Origin of the sequence: Streptosporangium sp. NPDC049376, from assembly GCF_044466505.1 — a bacterium.
In the GTDB taxonomy this organism is placed as follows: domain Bacteria; phylum Actinomycetota; class Actinomycetes; order Streptosporangiales; family Streptosporangiaceae; genus Streptosporangium.
The window spans coordinates 37,751-60,568 of the sequence record NZ_JBITMT010000005.1 but is presented as its reverse complement, the minus strand read 5'-3'; the positions used below and the strand labels follow the sequence as shown (position 1 = coordinate 60,568).

General features: G+C 69.0%; 22 protein-coding genes. 5 read left to right on the top strand and 17 right to left on the bottom strand.

Features of this window, described 5'->3' with window-relative positions:
• The first annotated feature begins 70 nt into the window (after positions 1-70).
• Positions 71-2,059, top strand: a complete 1,989-nt coding sequence (locus ACIBVQ_RS15845; protein ID WP_352010321.1) for an ABC transporter ATP-binding protein — start codon at positions 71-73, stop codon at positions 2,057-2,059.
• On the opposite strand, the gene ACIBVQ_RS15840 is transcribed toward ACIBVQ_RS15845, so the two are convergent.
• From ACIBVQ_RS15840 to ACIBVQ_RS15825, 4 genes are all read right to left on the bottom strand, one after another.
• Complete coding sequence (locus ACIBVQ_RS15840) at positions 2,047-3,564, bottom strand: peptidoglycan D,D-transpeptidase FtsI family protein (protein WP_399178102.1); 1,518 nt, start codon at positions 3,562-3,564, stop codon at positions 2,047-2,049. The two genes, ACIBVQ_RS15845 and ACIBVQ_RS15840, sit on opposite strands and share 13 nt — an antisense overlap.
• 85 nt (positions 3,565-3,649) lie before the next feature.
• Positions 3,650-4,060: a MerR family transcriptional regulator gene (locus ACIBVQ_RS15835; protein ID WP_352010319.1), complete on the bottom strand. Its 411-nt coding sequence runs from the start codon at positions 4,058-4,060 to the stop codon at positions 3,650-3,652.
• A gap of 36 nt (positions 4,061-4,096) precedes the next feature.
• Positions 4,097-4,753, bottom strand: coding sequence for a TetR/AcrR family transcriptional regulator (locus tag ACIBVQ_RS15830; RefSeq protein ID WP_352010318.1), 657 nt, complete (start codon positions 4,751-4,753; stop codon positions 4,097-4,099).
• Positions 4,754-5,246: 493 nt separating this feature from the next.
• Entirely contained in the window at positions 5,247-6,164 is a 918-nt protein-coding gene (locus ACIBVQ_RS15825) for an aldo/keto reductase (protein ID WP_399178099.1), read from the bottom strand.
• A gap of 159 nt (positions 6,165-6,323) precedes the next feature.
• Between ACIBVQ_RS15825 and ACIBVQ_RS15820 the strand changes: the two genes are divergently transcribed.
• Entirely contained in the window at positions 6,324-6,905 is a 582-nt protein-coding gene (locus tag ACIBVQ_RS15820) for a MerR family transcriptional regulator (RefSeq protein ID WP_399178097.1), read from the top strand.
• Here the strand turns inward: ACIBVQ_RS15820 and ACIBVQ_RS15815 are convergent.
• From ACIBVQ_RS15815 to ACIBVQ_RS15790, 6 genes are all read right to left on the bottom strand, one after another.
• Complete coding sequence (locus ACIBVQ_RS15815; protein WP_399178096.1) at positions 6,897-7,322, bottom strand: hypothetical protein; 426 nt, start codon at positions 7,320-7,322, stop codon at positions 6,897-6,899. The two genes, ACIBVQ_RS15820 and ACIBVQ_RS15815, sit on opposite strands and share 9 nt — an antisense overlap.
• Positions 7,323-8,312: 990 nt before the next feature.
• Complete coding sequence (locus ACIBVQ_RS15810; RefSeq protein ID WP_362774076.1) at positions 8,313-9,239, bottom strand: hypothetical protein; 927 nt, start codon at positions 9,237-9,239, stop codon at positions 8,313-8,315.
• A 335-nt stretch (positions 9,240-9,574) separates the two neighbouring features.
• Positions 9,575-9,766: a hypothetical protein gene (locus ACIBVQ_RS15805; protein WP_352010313.1), complete on the bottom strand. Its 192-nt coding sequence runs from the start codon at positions 9,764-9,766 to the stop codon at positions 9,575-9,577.
• Positions 9,767-9,786: 20 nt separating this feature from the next.
• On the bottom strand, positions 9,787-10,929 hold the full coding sequence (locus ACIBVQ_RS15800; RefSeq protein WP_399178093.1) for an acetate kinase: 1,143 nt from the start codon (positions 10,927-10,929) through the stop codon (positions 9,787-9,789).
• Positions 10,926-12,965, bottom strand: a complete 2,040-nt coding sequence (gene pta, locus ACIBVQ_RS15795) for a phosphate acetyltransferase (protein ID WP_386187245.1) — start codon at positions 12,963-12,965, stop codon at positions 10,926-10,928. Before pta ends, ACIBVQ_RS15800 begins: the two co-directional genes overlap by 4 nt.
• Before the next feature lie 101 nt (positions 12,966-13,066).
• A complete protein-coding gene (locus tag ACIBVQ_RS15790; RefSeq protein WP_399178091.1) occupies positions 13,067-13,846 on the bottom strand; it encodes an alpha/beta hydrolase in 780 nt (259 codons plus the stop codon).
• A 209-nt stretch (positions 13,847-14,055) separates the two neighbouring features.
• Between ACIBVQ_RS15790 and typA the strand changes: the two genes are divergently transcribed.
• Both typA and ACIBVQ_RS15780 read left to right on the top strand, forming a co-directional pair.
• Positions 14,056-15,909: a translational GTPase TypA gene (gene typA / locus ACIBVQ_RS15785; RefSeq protein WP_352010309.1), complete on the top strand. Its 1,854-nt coding sequence runs from the start codon at positions 14,056-14,058 to the stop codon at positions 15,907-15,909.
• 491 nt (positions 15,910-16,400) lie between these two features.
• Entirely contained in the window at positions 16,401-16,631 is a 231-nt protein-coding gene (locus tag ACIBVQ_RS15780; RefSeq protein ID WP_352010308.1) for a DUF397 domain-containing protein, read from the top strand.
• Positions 16,632-16,761: 130 nt separating this feature from the next.
• Here ACIBVQ_RS15780 and fmdA read toward each other — a convergent pair whose 3' ends face one another.
• The 7 genes from fmdA to ACIBVQ_RS15745 all read right to left on the bottom strand — a co-directional run bounded on the left by fmdA (position 16,762) and on the right by ACIBVQ_RS15745 (position 21,895).
• On the bottom strand, positions 16,762-18,009 hold the full coding sequence (gene fmdA / locus ACIBVQ_RS15775; RefSeq protein ID WP_399178088.1) for a formamidase: 1,248 nt from the start codon (positions 18,007-18,009) through the stop codon (positions 16,762-16,764).
• A 116-nt stretch (positions 18,010-18,125) separates the two neighbouring features.
• A complete protein-coding gene (locus ACIBVQ_RS15770) occupies positions 18,126-18,773 on the bottom strand; it encodes an AmiS/UreI family transporter (protein WP_399178086.1) in 648 nt (215 codons plus the stop codon).
• 21 nt (positions 18,774-18,794) lie between these two features.
• Positions 18,795-19,070 carry an FmdB family zinc ribbon protein gene (locus ACIBVQ_RS15765; protein WP_352010305.1) on the bottom strand — a complete coding sequence of 92 codons (276 nt, stop codon included), beginning with the start codon at positions 19,068-19,070 and terminating at the stop codon, positions 18,795-18,797.
• 208 nt (positions 19,071-19,278) lie between these two features.
• Positions 19,279-19,914 (bottom strand): DUF2461 domain-containing protein, encoded by a 636-nt coding sequence (locus ACIBVQ_RS15760; protein ID WP_399178083.1) that lies wholly within the window; start codon positions 19,912-19,914, stop codon positions 19,279-19,281.
• Positions 19,915-19,944: 30 nt separating this feature from the next.
• Positions 19,945-20,793: a polysaccharide deacetylase family protein gene (locus ACIBVQ_RS15755; protein ID WP_399178082.1), complete on the bottom strand. Its 849-nt coding sequence runs from the start codon at positions 20,791-20,793 to the stop codon at positions 19,945-19,947.
• Between the two features lie 61 nt (positions 20,794-20,854).
• Positions 20,855-21,169: a hypothetical protein gene (locus ACIBVQ_RS15750; RefSeq protein ID WP_352010302.1), complete on the bottom strand. Its 315-nt coding sequence runs from the start codon at positions 21,167-21,169 to the stop codon at positions 20,855-20,857.
• Positions 21,170-21,319: 150 nt separating this feature from the next.
• Positions 21,320-21,895, bottom strand: coding sequence for an XRE family transcriptional regulator (locus tag ACIBVQ_RS15745; protein WP_362909381.1), 576 nt, complete (start codon positions 21,893-21,895; stop codon positions 21,320-21,322).
• Between the two features lie 85 nt (positions 21,896-21,980).
• Between ACIBVQ_RS15745 and ACIBVQ_RS15740 the strand changes: the two genes are divergently transcribed.
• On the top strand, positions 21,981-22,817 hold the full coding sequence (locus ACIBVQ_RS15740) for an EamA family transporter (protein ID WP_399178079.1): 837 nt from the start codon (positions 21,981-21,983) through the stop codon (positions 22,815-22,817).
• The last annotated feature ends 1 nt before the right edge of the window (position 22,818 follow it).

The following is a 22,818-nucleotide window of genomic DNA, read 5'->3' as shown; positions in this document are numbered from 1 at the left end:
GTATCGCCACTACTGACCGTGACCGGTCAGCGGATGGCGGATCGACGGCCGGGCGATTCACACTGCAGGCATGCCGGACACTCCCTCGGACCACGATCCAGCCTCTCCCCCCTCTCCTCGGCTCGCCCCCGACTCCCTGCCCGTTCCGCCCGCCCCCGGCCCCGCCCCCGAACCTGACGCGGCGTCCGGTCCTGGCAGGACGGCCACGCCGGTGCTCGGCGAGCTCAACCTCTCCGACTGGTACGCCCACGCCGACACGATGACCGACGTCGGCTTCCTGGCCCTCTCCAGGCGGCTGCCCGCCCTCGTCGCGCAGGCCGTACGGCTCGGCTGGCTGGCCAGTCCCCGCGACATCGTCGTCACGATCGGGCTGAGCCTGCTCGGCGGCGCGTTCACCGCGTTCGGGCTGCTGGCCACGACCGGGGTGCTCTCCGCCCTGTTCGAGGCGGGCCCGACCCCGGAGCGGGTCGTCGCCGCCCTGCCCAGCCTCGTCCTGGTCGGCGTCGCGGGCATCCTGCGCACCCTGATGCAGGCGGGCTCCGGATGGGCGCAGTCCCGGCTCGACCCGCAGGTGAGCCGGGTCGCCGAGGAACGGCTCTACGGGCTGACCGGCCAGGTGAGCCTGGCCGCGTTCGACGACTCGGACTTCCACGACTCGCTCCAGCGCGCCTCCTCACGCGGCGTGACGACGGCGGGGACGATCGTCAGCACGACCATCAACGTACTGACCGCCTTCATCGGGATCGTCTCCGCGGCCGGGGTGCTCGGGGTGCTCCATCCGGTCCTCCTGCCGCTGCTGGTGCTCGCGGTGCTGCCGGACGCCTGGGCCGCGGTGCGCACCGCGCGCATGCGCTACACCACGATGTACGCGATCATTCCCGTCTCCCGGCGCAAGTGGATCATCTCGGAGCTGCTGGCCGAGCGTGCGGCCGCCGCCGAGGTGCGCTCCTTCACGATGCGGGACTTCCTGCTGCGGATGTACGACGCGGTCGCCACCGCCGAGCAGGACGTCAGGCTCGACCTCGCCCGGCGGCAGACCTTCGCCAAGGTGGTCGGCGAGGCCCTCGGCGGGCTCGGGGCGGCCCTGGTCTACGTGGCCCTCGGGCTGCTGCTGGCCTCGGGCGCGGTGGCGCTGGCCGTGGCGGGCACCGCCGTACTGGCGATCCGGTCGGGGCAGACCTATCTGTCGAATCTGATGTTCGCCACCAACCGGCTCTACGAGGAGGGGCTGTACTTCACCGACTTCCTCGACTTCTGCGCCGAGGCGGAAAGGCGTGTCGGCCCGGCACGGCCTGACGCGGCGCCGGAGACGTTCGAGCGGATCACCGCCGAGGACGTCGTGTTCACCTACCCCGGCGCCGAGACGCCCGCGCTGCGCGGGGTCTCCGTGCACATCGACCAGGGCGAGGTGATCGCCCTGGTCGGTGAGAACGGCTCGGGCAAGACCACGCTGGCCAAACTCCTGGCCGGTCTCTACGAGCCCGACGGCGGGCGTGTGCTGTGGGACGAGACCGACCTGGCGGGAGTGGACCAGGACGGGCTCAGGCGCAACATCGCCGTCATCGCCCAGGACCACACCCGCTGGCCGCTGACCGCCAGGCACAACATCGGCATGGGGACCGACAGGGGCGAGGAGACGCTGGCCGCCGCGGCGAAGGTCGCCGGGGCCGACCAGGTCGTGGCCGAGCTGCGGCACGGCTACGACACGCTGCTCGACAGGAGGTTCAAGGACGGTCAGGAGCTGTCCGGCGGGCAGTGGCAGCGGATCGCCATCGCCCGCGGCTTCCACCGGGACGCCCCGCTGCTGATCTGCGACGAGCCAACCGCCGCCCTCGACGCCCGTGCCGAGCACGCCCTCTTCGAACAGGTCAGGCGGCACGCCGACGGCCGTACGGTGTTGCTGATCACCCACAGGCTGGCCAGTGTCCGCTACGCCGACCGGATCTACGTCCTGGACCACGGCCGGGTTGTCGAGCAGGGCACCCACGGCAAGCTGATGGCCCTCGGCGGTCTCTACGCCGATCTGTACGGCCTGCAGGCCGAGGCCTACTCGGCCTGAACCTCCCGCGGTTCCTCCCCGACCTCCCGCGGTTCCTCCCCAGGGGAGGAGGGCGCGAGTACGGCCCGCATGACGGCCCTGGCGATGGGGGCCGCGACCTCGCCGCCCGAGCCGCCGTGCTCGACGAGGACGCCGACCGCGATCCTGGGCGCGGTGGCCGGGGCGAATCCGGTGAAGACGGCGTGGTCCCCTCCCGGGACCCCGTTCTCCGCGGTGCCGGTCTTCGCGGCCACCTCGACACCGGGGATGGCGGCGGCCTCCCCGGTGCCGCCGGGCCTGGTGACCGTGACCATCATCGCGGTGAGCCGGTTGGCCTCCTCGGCGTCCAGCGTCCTGCGGTACGGCGAGGGGGCCGCCCCGTCGACCAGCGCGCCGTCCGCGAGCCGGATCTCATCGACCAGGTAGGGACGCATCAGCGAGCCGTCGTTCGCGACCGCCGCCGACATCATGGCGATCATGAGGGGAGTCGCCCTGGTGTCGAACTGACCGAGCGCGGACATGGCGGTCTGCGCCCGGTCCATGTCCCGCGGGTAGACGCTCCGCGCGACCGGCATGGGGACGGTCAGGTCGTCGGCGTCGAAACCGAACGCCCGGGCCTGCTCACGCAGTGTCTCCTGCCCCAGGGCCATGCCCAGGTTCGCGAACGGGGTGTTGCAGGAGAGCTGGAAGGCGTAGGCCAGCGGTGCCCTGCCGTTCCCGCACGGAGCACCGCCCGCGTTGCGCAGGTAGGAGGCCGTCCCCGGCAGGCGCAGGACGGCCGGCGCGCGCAGGCCGGTCGTCGGGCGGTATCTCCCCGAGCCGAGCGCGGCGGCACTGGTGACGATCTTGAAGGTCGAGCCGGGCGGGTAGCCGCGCCGGATCGCCCGGTTCAGCAGGGGTTCGCGAGGGTCGTCCCGCAGCCGCCTGTCCGCCCGCTCCAGTCCCACGGCGTCGGGGTCGGTGTAGAGGTTCGGGTCGTAGGAGGGGTAGGAGGCCATGGCCAGAATCGCGCCGGTCCCCGGTTCGATGGCGACGACCGCCCCGGGCCGTCCCGTCGCGCGCAGCCCCTCGTAGGCCGCCCGCTGCGCCGCGGGGTCGATGGTGAGCCTGATCGTCGCCCCCGCCCGCGTGCCGTCCAGCAGCGCGCGCAGCTTGACCCGCGGGTCGGTGCCGGACAGCACGGCGTCCTGCGCGCGTTCGAGCCCGGTGGCGCCGTAGATCGACAGATGCCCGGTGACCGGCGCGTACGGCGGCCCGCCCGGGTAGAGGCGCCGGTACCTGTGTCCCGCGGTCTCGTTCTCGACGCTGGTCGCCACGACGGTGCCGTCGCGCAGCAGGATGTCCCCCCGGAGCCCGTCGAGACGCGTGATCACCACGCGGGGGTTGCGGGGGTCCTCAGAGAGTCTGTCGCTCCGGAAGGCCTGGAGATAGGTCACGTTGGCCAGCAGCGCGAACATCATGGCTCCGCACGTCAGGGTGACGTGCCGGAGCGGAATGTTGATCCGGCGCGCGCGCGGTGCGGCCATCGCCCCTCCCCCGGTCCCGCTTCCGGTTTAACAGGCGAAGCGGAAAGAAGGGGCAGGTGCGGAGCAAAGCCGCTGTACGGCTTCGTCAGGCCCTGGAGACGAGCGGCTCGCAGGCGGGCGGCAGGTCGGCCACGTCACGGTAGTAGCCGATCTTCGCCTGGACCGCCCGCTGCTTCTCACGCAGGTTGGCCACCTGCTCCTCGACCCGCCTGTCATGGGCTTCGAGCAGCGCGACCCGGTCGGGAATGGTGTGGTCGCCCGCCCTGACCAGTTCCGCGAAGCGGAGCATCTCGGCGATGGGCATACCGGTGTCCCGCAGGCACCGGAGCGTGCCGAGCCAGCCGACATCGTCCTGGGTGAACCTCCGCTGCCCGGCCGCGTTGCGGCCGACCCTTCCCAGCAGGCCGATCCGTTCGTAGTAACGCAGGGTGTCGAGGCTGAAACCGGTCTCCTCGACCACCTGTCCCGGCGTGTAGACACTCACGTCCGGCAGCATCCCACCTGGAGTGCGCTCCAGGTCAAGCCGGACCGCTCAGTCGTCCGGCAGATGGGCCGACAGATAGCGGCGCACCAGCCGCTTGCACTCGCCGATCAGCTCGGGGTCACCACCGGGCTGGGCGCGGAAGGCAAGCTTGAGCACGGCGTCGGCCGCCTCGACCGCGACGATCAGCGCCCTGTCCAGCCCTCGGCCGCCGGGAACGCCGAGCAGGTCGATGATGATCGCCTTGAGCCGGTCGGCGACGACGACGTTGTTCCTCAGCGCCGTGTCGAGCGTGCGCTCGGTCCCCTCAAGCGCCGGGCCCCCCGGAGTGAGCAGCACCTCGCCGAAGTCGACGACCGCGAACCCGGGCGTCGTGCGCTTCATCGCGACGAACTCGTCGATCGCGAGATCCACCATCTCGGTCCAGTCGGACAGCCGTACCTCGGTGAGCCTGGCCGTGACGCGGCCGAGGAAGGCGTCGAGGTTGCGCAGCGCGAGCGCGCGCGCCAGTCCCTGTTTGTCGGGAAAGAACTGGTAGAACGTGCCGATCGGCACCTCGGCCCTGCGCGCGACCTCCTTGGTGGTCAGGGCGTCGTACCCCACCTCGTCGAGGAGCCGTGCGCACTCGTCCAGCATTCGCTCGACACGTTCGAGGCTTCGGCGCTGGGCGGGACGACGGCGGAGGGTCTCCCCGGAAACGTTCGTCATCGCTCTATCATCCCTCATGACAACCGACAGTGATTGTCATGATCTTTACCTGATGTCGATCGAGAAGTGAACGTTCCCCGGGGTACGGCGACCGCCTCCCGCCGGACCCTCGGTCGTCACGCACGGTGACCTTCGGCGGCCACGGGATTCACCCGGCGGACCACCTCAACCATCCTGACTTTCCCACCGGGAAACGCCTCCCAATACCGAGCCCCATCGACGTGGGAACCGCATCGCGGAATGCGAAATCCCGTTTTGCGAAAAACTCTCAGAAAAGCGGAGCCACCGCCGGTTCCCGCCGAGCTCCGGGCGACCCGGTTTCCCGGGCTTTTCCGGATGCCGAGCCCTTCGGCGTGTTCGGTTTCCCGGACGTCTCCGGGTGCCCGACGCCTCCGCCCTTGGACTCTCCGACGTGTCCGGCTCTTCCTCGGCGGCTTCGGGGCGGTCTTGGCCACGTCCCGAGGGGATCGCCGCCTGATCCCGTCCGTCGCCGTCACCCCTCCTGCCCGGCCTCAAGACCTGCCGCCGACAGCCGCTCGAACTGCTCCCGCGACAGCGAGACCTCCAGCGCGGCGACGTTCTCCTCCAGGTGCCCGACCGAGGTCGTGCCGGGGATCGGGATGACCGTCTGGGAGCGGTGCAGCAACCAGGCCAGCGCGGTCTGCGAGGAGGTCGCGCCGACCTCGCGCGCCACGGTCGCCACCGGGCTGTCCTGGCCCGCGTGCCCGCCCATCGCGATCGGAAAGAACGGCAGGAACGCGATGCCGTGCTCGGCCGCGTAGTCGACGACCTCGTCGTGCTGACGGGTGACGAGGTTGTACATGTTCTGCACGGCGGCGATCGGTGTGATCTCCGAGGCCTCCCTGAGCTGCTCGACCGTCACCTCCGACAGTCCGATGTGCCGGACCTTGCCCTCCTCACGCAGCTGCCTCAGCGCGCCGATCTGGTCGGCCAGCGGCACGTTGGGGTCGATCCGGTGCAGTTGGAGCAGGTCGATGCGCTCGACCCGGAGCCGTCGCAGGCTCAGCTCGGCCTGCTGCCTCAGGTAGGCGGGGTTGCCCAGCGGAATCCACTCGGCGGGGCTCGGCCGTACGACACCGATCTTGGTGGCGATCGCCACCTCTCCCGAGTAGGGGTGCAGGGCCTCGGCGACGAGTTCCTCGTTGGCCCCCAGCGCGTAGGCGTCGGCGGTGTCGACGATCCCGACCCCCAGCTCGACCGCCCTGCGCAGTACGGCCAGCGCGGCGGCGCGGTCGGCGGGAGCCGTCCAGATGGGCGCGGCCCAGGCCTCGGCGGGCTTGTCCGGCCCGTCGGCCAGCCGCATGGCGCCGTACCCGATCCGCCGCACCTCCAGATCGCCGCCCAGGGTGAAGGTGGTGGTCACTGCCGTGGTGTTCGCGTTGTTCGTCATGCCGGCAACGCTAGGAGCTCACATCGATGTGAGATTCAAGCCGGTGTGAGGCAGATCACCAATGCTGGTTTGCGGCGCTTCCGGATGAGATCACTTACTTTGTGCCTTATATGGGGTGTCCTTCTGGATTGATCGACGCTCGCGTAACGCTCGTGTGAGGTGACCTCCGTGCAGACCGGCGCCCTGGGCCGAACCCCCACCCCTCAGAAGCGTGGGACCGCCCTCAGGCCCTCCACCCGCAGGACCGTCTCCTCGACCGCGTCGTCCTCGGAGGCCGCACCACCTCCGGTCGTGTCCCGTGCGGACGCCTCCGCTCTCCCGCCCCGTACGGCCTCCCCCGGCTCCGCCTCTCCCGCGAAGACGTCCTCCGAGCGTGGGATGAAGATCGGCGAGTTGGCCCGGGAGACCGGCGTGAGCGTCAGACTGCTGCGCTACTACGAGGAGCAGGGTCTGCTCACCTCGCACCGCAGCGCGAGCGGCCACCGCCACTACACCGCCGAGGCTCCCACCGTCGTCGGCCACATCCGTGTCCTGCTGGCAGCCGGCCTGCCCACCAGGACCATCCGCGACATCCTGCCCTGCATCGAGGGCCCGGGCCCCGACATCCACCCCTGCGTGCAGAACTACCTCCGGACCCACCTCGAAGAGATCGAGACCCAGATAACCACCCTCCAGCGGTCCAGGAGTTCCCTCACCAACCTCCTGACCGCCACGGAGAATTTCCGGACGTCATCATCCTGACCCGCGCCGCAAAGCCGTGAACGCCTTTCTCAGCAGGATGGACGCGAGCAGCAGGGGAAGCGGAGCGTAAAGCAGAAAGACCCAGATGTCGTCGCGGTACCCGTTCAACGTGATCAGCAGGTAGACCAGAAACAGGACTTCGACCTGCCATGAGTCCCAGAGAGACTCCTTGGCCTCGGCGGTTTTCTCCTCGGTTTCCCCCTTCTCGCGGTCGGAGAGCCTGCCGAAGCGCCATCTCCTGTACAGCCAGAACAGGCAGTAGGAGGCACTGACCACGACGCAGGCGAGCAGAACCGCCACCAGCACGGGAGGACCATGGCGAAACTTCGCGGCGCCGAACGAGAAAAACCAGAGAGCCCCCAGCCCTACCCGTCCGGACATATCCGAGACACCGCGAACAGAGCTCTCACCGACCACGACGCCTCCGCGCAAGAAAACCGCCGACGACCCCGATGACTTCGACAACCGAACAGTGTGGCCGGGGCAGGCATCCACCGGAACGAGCCTAATTCACTTCACGAAGTCCCGGGCGCCACATAAGCGACTGAAAAACAGAGCCAGACGTTCCCAGAGGCAGTCAGCAGGCCCAGGCTCTCCTCGCCTGCCGCCCGGTCGGAAAACCAAGGTGTGGACGGGCGGCAGCGGTCGGTAACCGCGCCGCCCGGGCCGTACGTCATGCACGGCCGACGGTCCAGAAACCTCCCCGCCGCCGCAGAGAGACGTCCTGACGTCAGACCCCGTCCCATGGTTATCCGTTTCCGCTGTCTCCTCGCCCCAGCCATTTCGAGACGAAGAAAACCGACGCCCCTATCATCGTGAAGGCGAAGCCCCGCTGCAGACCGAGGAAAAATATCAGAACGGCTCCGGCCAACGAGATGGAGATGACCTCCCAGAGGACTTGACCCTTTTCTTCGGGCTCCGAAGCGCTCTCGTTCATCCCACATCACCCCTCTCCCCGGGCCGTACCGTAATCCTATGGAAAAAATCGCGATCTTCGGCCGAGACAGGAGGCGAACGAGCCACCGATGTCGGCGTTCTCATAGGTGCGGCCTGAGTCCGGCGGCGTCGTGGAAACGGCCCTCCGGGGAAGCGAGGCCATCATCGATCGCCTTCCTCGGGAGGCGTCCGAATAAGCGTTGAGGGTCATCCTTCGATCCGTGAACACGGCACGCGACCTCGGCGGGCGTAAGAAGGCCGTCTCACACCAAGGCACCGAACTCACCATGCCTGCCCATGGAGGTTCCAGAGGCCGAGGAAGTGCTGAAGCGAAACCCGGCCCACGCGGGCGGAGAAGTTCGGCCGCCGGTCCGGGCAGGCCGCCAAGAGAGTAGCCGAGTCGCCACCGACACCCATACAGTCAAATCCAGGAACAATATGGAAAAATGACGATAATTCACCCCACACTGGTCAGAAGACCGAGATGTGGACGTGGTCGTAGTGGTTGGCGGTTATGCCGCCTCGGTCGGACATCATTCGCCAGCCGGTGCCGGTGCGGATGTCGTAGTAGCGCTGCCGCCAGATGATGTACATGATCCCGAGGTCGCGGCCGTGGTCGATGGCCCACTGGGCGAGGCGGTCGCCGCGTTCCCTGGCCTCCGCGGTCGGCATGCGGCCACCGGTGCTCATCATGAAGTCGCAGGCTCGGCCGCTGCCGTGTTCACCGGGATCGCCACGGCGCAGGCAGCCGACCGAGTAGGGCATCGGAAAGCTCCGCATGATCGTGTTGCGCACGTTGACCATGCGGGAGGTCAGGCCCTCGCTGCCGCCGGGTTGCTGGAAGCCGTACTTGGCGAGCAGGGCCTCGATGCGGACGCGGTCCTTCTTGAGCTTGGTGATGTCGTCCCTGAGCTTGACGACCTTCGCCGTGGCCGCCTCCTCCGCGTCCTTGGCCTCCTTGACGAGTTGTTTCAGGCGGCTGAGCCGGCCTGCGCGCTGGCCCGCGAGGTAGGACAGCGTCGAGACGCCGTCGAGGACGGCGCCCGGATCCCCCTGGAAGGACAGCAGGCTGGTGCTGTCCAGGTCACCGCCCATGTAGGCGGTCTGGGCGAAGCGCATGACGTCGGTCTGCGCGGTGGCCAGGCTGCGTTTCAGGCTCTTGGCCCGCTGTGTCGCCTTGCTGGCCTGGACCCGGGTCTCCTCAAGGCTCTGCACCTGCCCGCGGTAGCGCTTGTTGATCTCGTTGGCCTCGCGGGTGAGCTTGGCCAGTTCGGCTTCGGGGTTGGGCTTGGCGGCCCGCACGGTCGCGGCCCTCTCGGCGGCGGCCCCGGCCATGACCGGCGTCACGAGCAGGGTGGAGAGCATGACTCCCAGCGTGATCGAGCGACTCGATCTCACGCTTCGCTCACCTCCAGACCCCCTCACGGCCGGAGCGAAACTATAGAAGACGATCTTGAGACCTGTCAGAGAAACGATGGAACTCCCGCACCATTGACGAACTATCTACCAGTCTGCGGGGATTTAGACAATTGCCCCTCAGATCACAATCCCCCCTCCCGTCCCCCGACCTCACCTCTTGCCTTGTTCGACAGAACATGATTCGGTCTCATCAACGGGGCCGAAACCCGCGCCGTTCACGCATCCATCGCGTGCCTGGGCCGACGGGCCCCGGCGCTCCTGAAGCCCCTGACGCCTGATCCGTTCCCCCGGTCCGTCCCGGTGCGGGAGAGGCGTCAAGGGGCCGACGCGTGCTTGTACGGCCCCGCGAAGCCGTACAGGCGGAGCCGTACAAGCACGCCCGCGGACGGATGAACGGCCCAGCACGCCCCCGCGACGCTGGGCCACCACCGGTGAGCGCGTCCCACGACCCCCGCCGAGGGCGGAGGGCCGAGTCCCATGGACCGCTCGGGGCGGATCTCATCCATCTGACTTAGGTAGACGTGGTTTATGGGTGTTTGGTTCGAGGCAAAACCGCAAGAGTTTGCCGGGCGATCTCCAGTTCCTCGTTCGTGGGGATCACGACGACCCGCACGGCCGTCCCGTCAGGGGAGATGACCCGCTCTCCCCGCTCGTTGCGGCCCGGGTCGACGGCGATGCCCAGCGCCTCAAGACCGTCCAGCGCCGTCTTCCTGACCAGCGGGGAGTTCTCCCCCACCCCGCCGGTGAAGGCGATCACGTCGACCGTGCCGAGCACGGCGTAGTAGGCGCCGACGTACTTGCGCAGCCGGTGGCAGTAGACGGAGAAGGCCAGTTCCGCGTCGGGGTCCCCGGCCGCGAGGCGTTCCTGTACGGCCCGCATGTCGTTGTCCCCGCACAGGCCGCGCATGCCGCCGCCCCGGTTGAGCATCGTGTCGATCTCCTCGAAGGACATCCCCCCGGTCCTGGCGAGGTAGGTCAGGACGCCGGGGTCCAGGTCCCCGGAACGGGTTCCCATGACGAGGCCCTCAAGCGGGGTCATGCCCATCGAGGTCTCCAGGCAGCGTCCGCCGGAGACGGCCGAGGCGCTGGCCCCGTTGCCCAGGTGCAGCACGATCACGTTTCCGTCGGGCCTGCCGGCCTCCGCGGCGGCCTCCCGGGAGACGTAGGCGTGCGAGGTGCCGTGGAAGCCGTAGCGGCGGATTCTCAGCCGTTCCGCCACCTCCCTGTCGATCGCGTACGTCGCCGCGGCCGGGGAGATCGTGGAGTGGAAGGCGGTGTCGAAGACGGCGACCTGCGGCAGGTCGGGACGCAGCCGCCGGGTGACCTCGATGCCCGCCAGGTTGCCTGGATTGTGAAGTGGGGCCAGCGGGACCAGTTCCTCGATCATCGCCGTCACCTCGTCGGTGATCAACGTCGGCTCGGTGAAGTCCGTACCGCCGTGCACCACCCGGTGCCCGATCGCGGTCAGCTCGGGAGAGTCGATCCCCAGGCCCTGACCCGCCAGTTCGTCGGCGACGATGTCGAGGGCCGCTCCGTGGTCGGCGACCGGGGAGCCCGGCTCGCCGATCCGCTCCACGATGCCGGAGGCCAGCCGGTCCTCACCGGCGAGCAGAGCGTACTTCACCGAGGACGACCCGCTGTTGATCACCAGGACACGCTTCACGGTCACCCCTGTTCCTGCGCCTGGATGGCGGTGATGGCCACGGTGCTCACGATGTCGGTGACCAGTGCGCCCCGCGACAGGTCGTTGACCGGCCTGCGGAGTCCCTGGAGCACCGGCCCGACCGCCACGGCCCCGGCCGAGCGCTGCACGGCCTTGTAGGTGTTGTTGCCGGTGTTCAGGTCCGGGAAGATCAGTACGGTCGCCCGGCCCGCGACCGGGGAGCCCGGCAGTTTGGCGGCGGCGACCCTGGCGTCCACCGCCGCGTCGTACTGGATCGGCCCCTCGACCAGCAGGTCGGGTGCCCGCTCGGCGACCAGGGCGGTGGCCTGGCGCACCTTGTCGACGTCCGCGCCGCTGCCCGAGTGCCCCGTCGAGTACGACAGCATCGCGACCCTGGGCTCGATGCCGAAGCGCCGTGCCGTACGGGCCGAGGAGATCGCGATGTCGGCGAGCCGTTCGGCGTCGGGGTCGGGGTTGATCGCGCAGTCGCCGTAGACGAGCACCCTGTCGGCCAGGCACATGAAGAACACCGAGGAGACGACCGAGGTGCCGGGGACCGTCTTGATGATCTGGAAGGCCGGCAGGATCGTCGCGGCCGTGGTGTGCGCGGCGCCGGAGACCATGCCGTGCACCTCGCCGCGGTGCAACATCATCGTGCCGAAGAAGTTGACGTCGGCCATCAGCTCCTCCGCCCGTTCCTGCGTCACGCCCTTGTGCGCCCGCAGCGCGGCGTACTCGCGGGCGAAGGGACCGCGCATCGGGGAGGTCACGGGGTCGACGACGGTCACGCCGGACAGGTCGAGACCGAGGTCGCCGATCCTCCTGCGGATCACCTCCTGCCTGCCGAGCAGGGTGAGGTCGACGATGCCGCGCCGCATGAGGATGTCGGCGGCCCGCAGGACACGGTCCTCCTCGCCCTCGGGCAGCACGATGTGCCTCCGCTGGGCGCGGGCCCGCTCCAGCAGGGTGTGCTCGAACATCATCGGGGTGACCCGCTCAGGACGGGCCAGTTCGATCCGGTCCGCGAGGTCGGCGGTGTTCACGTGGGCCTCGAAGTGGCCGAGCGCGGTGTCGATCTTGCGAGGGTTGTCGGCCGTCAGCCGCCCTTCGAGCCCGGCCAGGGTCGTGGCGACGGTGAAGCTGTCCGCCGCGGCGGAGAGCACCGGCACCCCGGGGGCCAGGCGGGCGGTGAGGTCCCGCACGGTCTTCGTCGGCTCCTGGCCGAGCGTCAGAACCACGCCGGACGGCCTGACGGTGCCCGCCGCCTCCGTCGCGAGGGAGGCCAGCAGCAGGTCGGCCCGGTCTCCCGGGGTGATCACCAGGGCCCCGTCCGTCAGGTGTTCGAGGAAGACCGGCAACGTGGCCCCGCCGAACACGAACCCCAGCACGTCCCTGCGCAGCGCGTCCTCGTCGCCCTGCAACCTTCTGGCGTCGACGGCCCGCATCACCTGCCCGACCGTCGGCGCCGAGAGCGAGGGATGCTCAGGGATGACGTAGCAGGGCACGGGAAGAACGGGATCGACGCTCATCCCGGCCGGCACCCGGTTGGCGACGACCGCGAGCACCGTGCTGCCGAGGTCGGAGAAGACCTGGTAGCCGGTGCGCATCTCCATCGCGATCTCCTCCGCCCGTTCGCCGTGCGCGCCGACCACCACGATCACCGGGGCGCCGAACTCCGCGGCGAGCCGGGCGTTGAACGCCAGTTCCCTGGGCAGGTCGTCGGTGGCGAAGGAACTGCCGAGCACGAGCAGCGCGTCGCACTCCCGTTCGAGCGCGTGGAAACGGGTGACCAGCCGGGAGATCAGCTCCTCGGTGCCGTGACCGGCGTAGATCTCCGCGGCGGCCTCGGCCGTGACGCCGGACTGAGCGGCCGCGGGCCGGTATCTCATGCCGAGCAGTTCGAGCGTGCGGTCGTCTCCCCTGGTGATCGGCCGGAAGACCCCCGTCCTGTGGGCCCGGCGGGCGAGCAGCTCCATCAGGCCCAGTTCGACGATCTGCCTGCCGTCCCCCCGCCCGAGACCCGCCACGTAGATGCTGCGCATACGCCCTCCTGTGCCGCGAGACCAGGTCACGAAACCAGGCCCGACCAAAAGACGCAGAGCAGTCAACACCCTCGGGGCGTCGCCCGGGTGAACCAGGGTGGTCAGGAGTTGGCCACGACCCACCTGCCGATCCTGCGGACCAGGTCGGGGGTCGCCGCCGACTCGGCGTGGCCGTAGCCCGGCTCGATCCACAGCTCCTTCGGCTCCCCCGCCGCGTCGTGGAGCTGGTGGGCGTGGTCGAGGGGGAAGAAGGAGTCGGCGTCGCCGTGGACGATCAGCAGCGGGGTCGGCGAGATGTCCACGACCGCCTCGTGGGGGGCCGAGGGCACCGGGTCCCATCCCCTGCTCCTGATCCGCGTCCGCTTGCCGACCCGCGCGGCCAGGCGTCCCAGAGGGCGCTCGATCGCCCAGTGCACCTGCCGCATGGGCCTGGTCCCCCGGTAGTACCACCGCGCGGGCGCGCTGACCGTGACCACGGCGTCGATCTCGCCGTCCCGCCCGACCCGGCCTGCCGCCGCCCGCCATCCGGCGTACCGTACGGCCACCGCCCCGCCCATGGAGAAGCCGACGACGGCGACCCTGGCGTAGCCGATCGCCCTGGCGTGCCGTACCGCCGCGTCCATGTCGAGGATCTCCAGGTCCCCGACGGTCGACTCGCCGCCGGAGCGGCCGTGGCCGCGGAAGTCGAAGGAGACGACGCCGCCGAACCCGCTGAGCACGTGGGTGATGCGGCGGGCCGGGCGTTCCCTGAGCGAGCCGGTGAAGCCGTGGGCGAGCACGATGCCCAGGTCGGCAGGACCGCGTGACGGGGTGTGCGCGGCCTCGATCCGCACGTTGTCCTCGGTCCTGAGCATCACGGCGAACGACGGCGCTAGCGGCATGTCCACGAGCTTATGACCGAACACGGCGGGCCGGGGGGACGGCTCGTCATATCGGAGAAAGGCCCGATCCGCAGGCCTGTGGGGTGTCCCGGAGGTGAACATATGACCGCGTTCGGCGGCGGCGTGAAAGCGATTGTTGCGGATCAACTAAAATAGGGAGGCCGCACGGTCCGCGGCCAGCCTCCACGATCACAGAGTGAGACTCAAACATGCCTTTGAACAGCCGCGATGACCTGCGGAACATCGCGATCATCGCGCACGTCGACCACGGCAAGACCACTCTCGTGGATGCCATGCTCTGGCAGTCCGGAGCGTTCCGCGCGAACCAGGACGTGGACGACCGTGTCATGGACTCCAACGACCTCGAACGCGAGAAGGGCATCACCATTCTCGCGAAGAACACCGCCGTCAAGCACGGCGGCATGACCCTCAACATCATCGACACCCCGGGCCACGCCGACTTCGGCGGCGAGGTCGAGCGCGGTCTGTCGATGGTCGACGGCGTCGTGCTGCTGGTCGACGCCTCGGAGGGTCCGCTGCCGCAGACCCGGTTCGTGCTGCGCAAGGCGTTCGCCGCCAAGATGCCGGTCATCCTGTGCATCAACAAGGTCGACCGCCCCGACGCCCGGATCAAGGAGGTCGTGGACGAGGTCTACGAGCTCTTCATGGATCTCGACGCCACCGAGGAGCAGATCGACTTCCCGATCGTCTACGCCTCGGCCAAGGCGGGCCGCGCCTCGCTGAACCGCCCCGAGGACGGCGGGATGCCCGACTCCGACGACCTCGAACCGCTCTTCGAGGTCATCAAGGAGACCATCCCCGCGCCGACCTACGACCCGGACGCCCCGCTGCAGGCGCACGTCACCAACCTCGACGCCTCCTCCTACCTCGGCAGGATCGCGCTGTGCCGCGTCCACCAGGGCACCATCAGGAAGAGCCAGCAGGTCGCCTGGTGCCGCACCGACGGCAGCATCCAGAAGGTGAAGATCACCGAGCTGCTGATGACCGAGGCGCTTGAGCGCAAGCCCGCCGAGGAGGCCGGTCCCGGCGACATCATCGCGATCGCCGGCATCCCGGACATCATGATCGGCGAAACGCTGGCCGACCCGGAGGACCCGCGTCCGCTGCCGCTGATCACCGTGGACGAGCCCGCGATCTCGATGACCATCGGCACCAACACCTCGCCGCTGGTCGGCAAGGTGAAGGGCTCGAAGGTCACCGCCCGCATGGTCAAGGACCGCCTCGACAAGGAGCTGATCGGCAACGTCTCGCTGCGCGTCCTGCCGACCGACCGGCCCGACGCCTGGGAGGTGCAGGGCCGTGGTGAGCTGGCGCTGGCCATCCTCGTCGAGCAGATGCGCCGCGAGGGTTACGAGCTGACCGTCGGCAAGCCCCAGGTCGTCACCAAGACCATCGACGGCAAGGTGCACGAGCCGGTCGAGCGGCTGACCGTCGACTGCCCCGAGGAGTACCTCGGCGCGGTGACGCAGCTGCTGGCCGTGCGCAAGGGCCGGATGGAGCACATGACCAACCACGGCACCGGCTGGATCCGGATGGAGTTCGTGGTCCCGGCTCGTGGTCTGATCGGCTTCAGGACCGAGTTCCTCACCGAGACCCGGGGCACCGGCCTGGTTCACCACGTCTTCGACTCCTACGAGCCCTGGTTCGGCGAGCTGCGCACCCGCAACAACGGCTCCCTGGTCGCCGACCGTCCCGGCCCGGTGACCGCGTTCGCGATGCTGAACCTCCAGGAGCGCGGCGTGCTGTTCGTCTCGCCGACCACCGAGGTCTACGAGGGCATGATCATCGGCGAGAACTCCCGCTCGGATGACATGGACGTGAACATCACCAAGGAGAAGAAGCTCACCAACATGCGCTCCTCGACGGCGGACGAGACCGAGAAGGTCATCCCGCCGCGTCAGCTCTCCCTTGAGCAGGCGCTGGAGTTCATCCGCGAGGACGAGTGCGTGGAGATCACTCCGGAGAACGTGCGCATCCGCAAGGTCGTCCTCGACGCGGCCACCCGGGGCAGGAGCGCGGCCCGCGCCAAGCGCGGCAACTGAGAACCCCGGAAAACCCCGGAAAAAGGGCGTCCGTCGTACGGCGGGCGCTCTTTTTGCGTTTCACGGCCCTCACCGTTCCCAGAAAGGAACACGCGTCACTCCTTCAACGGAGCCTCCGAAGCGGTTCCCGCGCCACCACGCCGAATACATCCGAGAATTCCGTTATCCGAATGGCCCATTAACGGGAGTCCCAGGTAACCGTTCGACAACGGGCCGGCCGGCGCGGGAAGTGATCGGTTACCCACATCGTGTTTTTCACGGGAAATCCATGTCACCGGATCCGCCCACGAGGCCGTACCCTGCTCGAACGGTGAATACCGCCGTCCCCGTCGGCGAAACCGGGGTAACGTGTTGAGAAACGGCGTCTGCGACCGCATCATCATTGAACCGTCCGAAGGACCCCGGGGGCAGTGCGGTCATTTGAGGCTGCCCTCCTCCCGTTTTATCACCGGCATGCCAGAGGACAGCATCAAGAGAATGGTAGAGGAGAAATGGACCTGAGCAATCTCCCGTGGCGGAAGTCGAGTTTCAGCAGCCCCAACGGAGGCGACTGCGTCGAGGTCGCCGAACTCGGCTCCGCCGCACACCGCCCCGAGCACAAGCGGGACGCCACCCATGCCGTTCGTGACAGCAAGGACCCCCTGGGTCCCGTCCTCTACTTCACCTCTCCCGGATGGCACGCCTTCGTCAACGGCGTGAAGTCCTCCGCGTTCGACCGCTGACCGTCGCCCGCGGCTCTCCGGGCGGTCCGTGACCACAGGCCGGCCCATGGAGACCTGGACGCGCGGAGAGTCCCCCGGCCCCATCGCCAGAGGACTCTCCCGCGGAGGGGAGCCCCTCCGGGTCATCGGGTCAGGACGAGACCGCGCACTGTCCCCGCTTCTGCTTGACGGGCCCCTCCTTGTTCGGGCGCACGTCGAAGTCGAAGATCTCCGTGGGCAGGTAGAGCGAGCAGCAGGCGTTGGGAATGTCGACGACGCCGCTGATCCGGCCCTCGATGGGCGCCGAGCCGAGCAGCAGGTAGGCCTGCTCCCCGGTGTAGCCCCACCTCTTGAGGTACTCGACGGCGTTGAGGCACGCCCTGCGGTAGGCCACCGTCGCGTCGAGGTAGTAGTTGGTGTTGGTGTCGTGGTCGACCGAGATGCCGATGAACGAGATGAACTCCGAATAGCGCGGCTCGACGTTGCCGGGCATGAAGACGGGGTTGGTGCTGACGCCGTACTTCTCCATGCCTCCCTTGATGAGGTCCACGTGGAAGTCGATGAAGCCCCCCATCTCGATCGCCCCGCAGAAGGTGATCTCGCCGTCGCCCTGACTGAAGTGCAGGTCACCTCCGGAGAGCTTGGCGTCCTTCACGTGGACGGGGTAGAAGACGCGTGCGCCGCGTGTGAAGTTCTTGATGTCGTGGTTGCCGCCGTTCTCCCGCGCGGGCACGGTACGGGCCCCCTCACGGGCGATCCTGGCCTCCACCTCGCCGGTCGCCTGACCGGCCAGGGTGTTCTCGGCCAGCGGCGGCAGGCCGAGCGCCGGAACCCGGTCGGGGTCGGTGTCGATGAGCGCCTGTTCCCGCCGGTTCCAGTCGGCGAGCAGTTCGGCCGACGGCGCCGTGCCGAACAGGCCGGGGTGGGTGATCCCCGCGTATCTGATACCGGGCAAATGGCGAGATGTCGCATATATGCCGTTGAAGTCCCAGATCGCCTTGTACGCGTCGGGGAAGTAGTCGGTCAGGAAGCCACCGCCGTTCGCCTTGGCGAATATGCCGGTGTACCCCCAGCCCTGTCCCGGCGCCTCACCGGTCTCCTGGGGGACCGGGCCCAGGTCCAGGATGTCGACCACCAACAGGTCTCCCGGTTCGGCCCCCTCGACCCCGATGGGGCCGCTGAGCATGTGCGCGAGGGACAGGTCGACGTCCCGCACGTCGTTCGCCGAGTCGCTGTTGTGTATCTGCGAGTCGGTCCACTCACGACATTCGACGCGGAACACGTCCCCCGGCCTGACCATGGCCGCCACGGGGATGTCCGGGTGCCACCGGTTGTGCCCCGGCACCTGCTGATCACGCATCGGCTTCGACTGATCCACGCTGAAGACGACCTTCGGCATGGCAACTCCTTTCTCGGGATGTGTGTGCCGACCGGATGCCCAGGCCACATCACCTCCTCCGGAGCCCTTCCTTCTAGGGCCTTCCAGGGACCTCTCCGGGCCACGCCCGTACGGATCTAGTGCGCCGCGGCCGTCTTCCCCCCTGCGGGACCGGTGCCGCCGGGAAGTGACCGCCGCCCCCTCGTCAGCAGCCACAGCCCGCCGAAGACGACCACGCCGAACACCGCCAGCAGTACGGCCAGCAGGTCCTGGTTCCAGTTCTGCCAGTAGCCGGTGAGCAGCAGGAAGGCCGGGATGGCCGCGGTCACCCACCCCTCGATCGCCGTCACCCAGCCCGTGTAGACGGTCAGATGCTCGCGCTTGAGCCCGAGCAGCAGGAAGAACAGCAACCACAGGAACGCCCAGTAGAGCCAGATGACGCCGAAGGGCTTGTCACCGAGGATCCTGAAGTTCGCGTAGGAGAAACCGAGCGCCGTGATCGCCACGAACAGCGAGAAGTAGCCGACCCCCGTGGTGTCGAACCCGCCGAGCAGGCCGATGCCCACGTAGAGGTAGGTGAAGCCGAACAGGAAGAGTCCCGAGGCCCCGAGGATCGCACCCGCCCTGTCGCCCGCGGCGATGATCAGCACGGTGGGCGTGATCACCTGCAGCGCCCCGACGAAGAGGTTGAAGACGGCCGCCGCCCGCGCGTCGACCTTTCCCAGCAGCATCATTCCGTTGATGAAGAGCACCGCACCGACGTAAAGCAGTCCCACGGTCGCCATCGCCGGACCTCCCTCACAGGCTCATGGCCGGGGCAGGCGCGCCAGCGCGGGGTGCGGCGGCCGGGGCGGTCGCCGTCCCGGCGGCGTGGTGACGACCTCGGGCGCCTCCCGGCTCTGTTCCTCACGGCCGAACGCGGCCGCGAGCGCCGGAGGAACCCAGGAGACGTTCGGCGGGGAGTAGACGCGACGGGCGTCGTGTCCGCAGGTGGCGCAGCCGTACTCGGACGGCGCGGTTCCCATCGGAAGACGAACGTCGAAGTATCCACAGTCCCGGCAGACATACTCGTAGGTCGCCATTGGCGCCTCCCCCGCTCCGGCTGGTGGTGTCGCGAGTCGGCAGCGACTCGGACCCATGCCTCCGGACTATCCGAAACCCGAGCGGAGTGTCAAGGTTCCTGTCAGGAGGGTGGGCCGTCCCGAAAACACGAAACGCCAGGTGACCGGTCGAAGACGGTCAGGGCCGTCAACGAACCGTGACCGGGGGCATACGAAGCCCTGACCCGGGTCAGTCGGCGGGAAGGTGGTCGGCGAGCCACTCGACCAGCGGGGTGAGGTCGCGCCAGACCTCCCGCACCCGCTCCACGACCTGCGGGGTGTGGATCCACCCCTCCGGCTCGAAACGGCGGCTCGCGTGCAGCGACCTGTGACGGAGCAGGTCGAGACGGGGGTGGTCCTCGGGGACGCCCCTCGGCCGCGTCTTGAGACGGTCGCCCTCGATGGCGTAGCCCGCGACGCGCGCCTCGGCGACGATCTTCTCCAGCGGCATCCCGCTGATCTCCTCGTCGACCGCCTGGCGGTAGCGGGCCAGTTGTTCGCCCTGCGCGGCGTAGAGTCCTCCGCCGACGAGCAGCCCGGCCGCGTCGAGCTGGACGTAGAAGCCGATCGCCTCGCCCTTCGGGACGTAGGACCCCTGGTGCGTCTTGTAGGGGGACTTGTCCTTGGAGAAGCGGACGTCGCGGTTGGGACGGAACATGCGCGCCTGCCCGAACTCCTCGGCGAGCCCCTCGCCGAGGGCCGCCATCGGAGCCCGGACCGCCTCCTCGTAGACCCGCTTGTTGCGCGTCCAGTAGGTCTTCGAGTTGTCCGCCTCAAGGCCCTCGTAGAACAGGAGCCCCTCGTCGGGAAAGCCGCTGAAACCCATGCGGCCCATCGTGCCATCGGCCACCGACGGTTAGGGAATCTCCGTGGCCGCGGTCCCCCTGGCTCCGTCGCCCATGCTGGTGTAGGCCCTGCCGGGCACCAGGCGGGGCACGCCGTACAGCTCCGACAGCGTCACGAACGTGTAGCCCCGCTGGACGAACTGGTTCAGGACGGCGGGCACGGCCTCGACGGTCGTCGGGTGGATGTCGTGCATGAGCACGATGGCCCCCGGGGTGGCCTGGGCCGCGCGCTGGGCGACCAGCCTGGAGTCGCGGTCACGCCAGTCGAGGGTGTCGACGCTCCACATGACCTGGGCGAGCCCGAGACGGGAGGCCTCCGCCGCGACCCGCCTGCCCGTCGAGCCGTACGGCGGCCGCATCATCGTCATCTTGACCCCGGACAGCCGTCTGACGATCTTCTGGGTGCTGTCCAGCTCGAACCTGATCGACTTCTCCGAGAGCTGAGGGAGCGGAAGGTGGTCCCAGGTGTGGTTGCCGATCTCATGTCCCTCGACGACCATCCTGCGGAGGTTCTCCCCCCGGTCCTCGGCGACCATCCTGCCCAGTACGAAGAAGGTGGCCCTCGCCTGGTGCCTGGCGAGGATGTCGAGCAGCCTGCCGGTGTACGGCCCGGGCCCGTCGTCGAAGGTCAGCGCGACGCACCTGATCCTGGCGCAGTTCACCCCGCGCGCGCCGGGCGGCTTCGGAAGGCTGTTCCTCGGCCACTGCCGCTGGATCGCGACCAGCCTTTCGGCGAGTTCCTCCGGGTCGAAGAGCGGGGAGGCCTCGGGGGACGGCGAGACGGACGGGGACGGGTCGCTCTCGATGCTCAGGATCGCGACAGGGGGCTCACAGCCCGCGACTCCCAGCAGGACGGCCATGGTGAAAACCATCCATCGCCACACGTCTGCCCCCCGCCAGGCCGGCCGGGGTCACAGATGGTCATGGATAGTCTCCGGCCACGTCCCCCCGCAGACTCCTGGCCAGTTCGTCCCACCAGGATGGGACATCCGCCTGGAGTTCCGCATAGCGACGCGCTACCCGAATGGCGCATCCTTTCGAATCCGTGCCCAGATGCCGACGTTTCACCTGGCCCTCCTGCCACCGGTAGAAACCATCTCGGAAGCGAACGACGAGCCCGATCCATACCGAGAGAGTGCCGTCGTCGTCGACCTCGTAGGCGCCGGTGACCCCGAGCCCGGCCAGGTCCGCGCGGAGCCTGGCGATCGCCTCCCCCGCCTCGACACGCTCGTTCACCCGTCACCTCCCCGGCGGACGGAGGGACCGCTCCCCGACGGAGGGACGGACCGCGCGGCCGGGACACAGGCCCCGCCACCAGCGGGTGACAGCGAAAGCGACATGGGGTAATGATGCGGTCACGCGTCGCCTGGTGACACCCGTTCCCCACTATTGGTCAGGTGTCTCCTTCGGCTCGGTCACCACCATCGTGAACCTGAGCGGGACCTGCCCGTTGTTGGAGTAGCGGTGCGGCCGGTCGGCGCGGAACACCACGGCGTCGTCCACGCCCACGACGTGGCTGCCGCCGTACACCGAGAGGGTGAGCTCCCCCTCGATGACGGTCAGCATCTCCCTGGTGCCCGGAGGGTGGGCGTCACCGTCGTGATGGTCGCCGGGGGCGAGCCGCCAGTCCCACAGCTCCAGGATCGACGGGGCGTCGGTGCCGACCAGCAGCCGGGCCGAACTGGCCTTCCCGTGCGGGAAGGTGACGACGTTGGCCGCGGGGACGACCCGCACCACGGGCACGTCCGAGACCTCGACCAGGCGCGCGACCGTCACCCCGAGGGCGTCGGCGATGCGGGTGAGCGTGTTGATGCTGGGGTTGGTCCGTCCCTGCTCGACCTGGACGAGCATGCCGCGGCTCACCCCGGAGCGGGTGGCCAGTTCGTCGAGCGTCATCTGCCGGTGCGCCCGCTGGGCCCGCACGTTGTTGGCGACCGCCGCGTTGATCGTCTCGGGATCCATCAGTCCAGTGTAGTGAACCTGATTTGCAGTATTTTGCACCTCATATATTGTTCCAACGGTGCAATCCATTGAACTGAGGTGAAGGATGATCGCGGTGGCGCTGGCCACACTCTGCGCCGTGGTCTACGGCACGGCCGACTTCTTCGGCGGTCTGGCCACCCGCAGGTCGCGGGTGATGGCGGTGGTCGTGCTCTCCCAGAGCGCCGGGCTCGCCCTGGTGGTCGCGCTGATGCCGCTGCTGCCCGGCGCCCCGACGGCGGGCGCGTTCGCCTGGGGCACGGCGGCGGGTGTCTCCGGCGCCGCCGGGCTGGTGCTCTTCTACCGGGCGCTGGCCAGCGGCGTGATGTCCGTCGTCGCCCCGACCACCGCGACCACCTCCGCGGCCCTGCCCGTCCTGTACGGCCTGGCCACCGGGGAGCGGCCCGAGCCGCCTGCGCTCTGCGGTGTGGTGCTGGCACTGGTCGCGGTGCTGCTGGTCAGCCGTGATCCCTCGCGGAGCGCGTCCGGGAACGGCCGGGGGCCGCTGGTGGCCGCGCTGGTGGCGGGCGTGGGGTTCGGCGGCTTCTTCGTCCTGCTGGCGCAGTCGCCCGCCGAGACCGGGATGTGGCCGCTGTTCGGCGCGCGCCTCTCCTCGATCACCCTCATCGCCCTGCTGGCCCTGGCCACCGGCCGTACGCTGCGGCCGGGCGCGGGCGCGCTGCGGATCATCCTGGCGGCCGGGGTTCTCGACATGCTGGCCAACGTGCTGTTCATGTTCGCCCAGCAGCGCGGCATGCTGAGCCTCGTCGGCGTGCCGGTCTCCCTCTACCCGGCGAGCACGCTGGTGCTGGCCAGATACGTCCTGAAGGAACGACTCAACGTCGTGCAGATGACAGGCATCGGCTTCACCCTCGCGGCGGTCGCGCTGATCGCCGCGGGCTGAG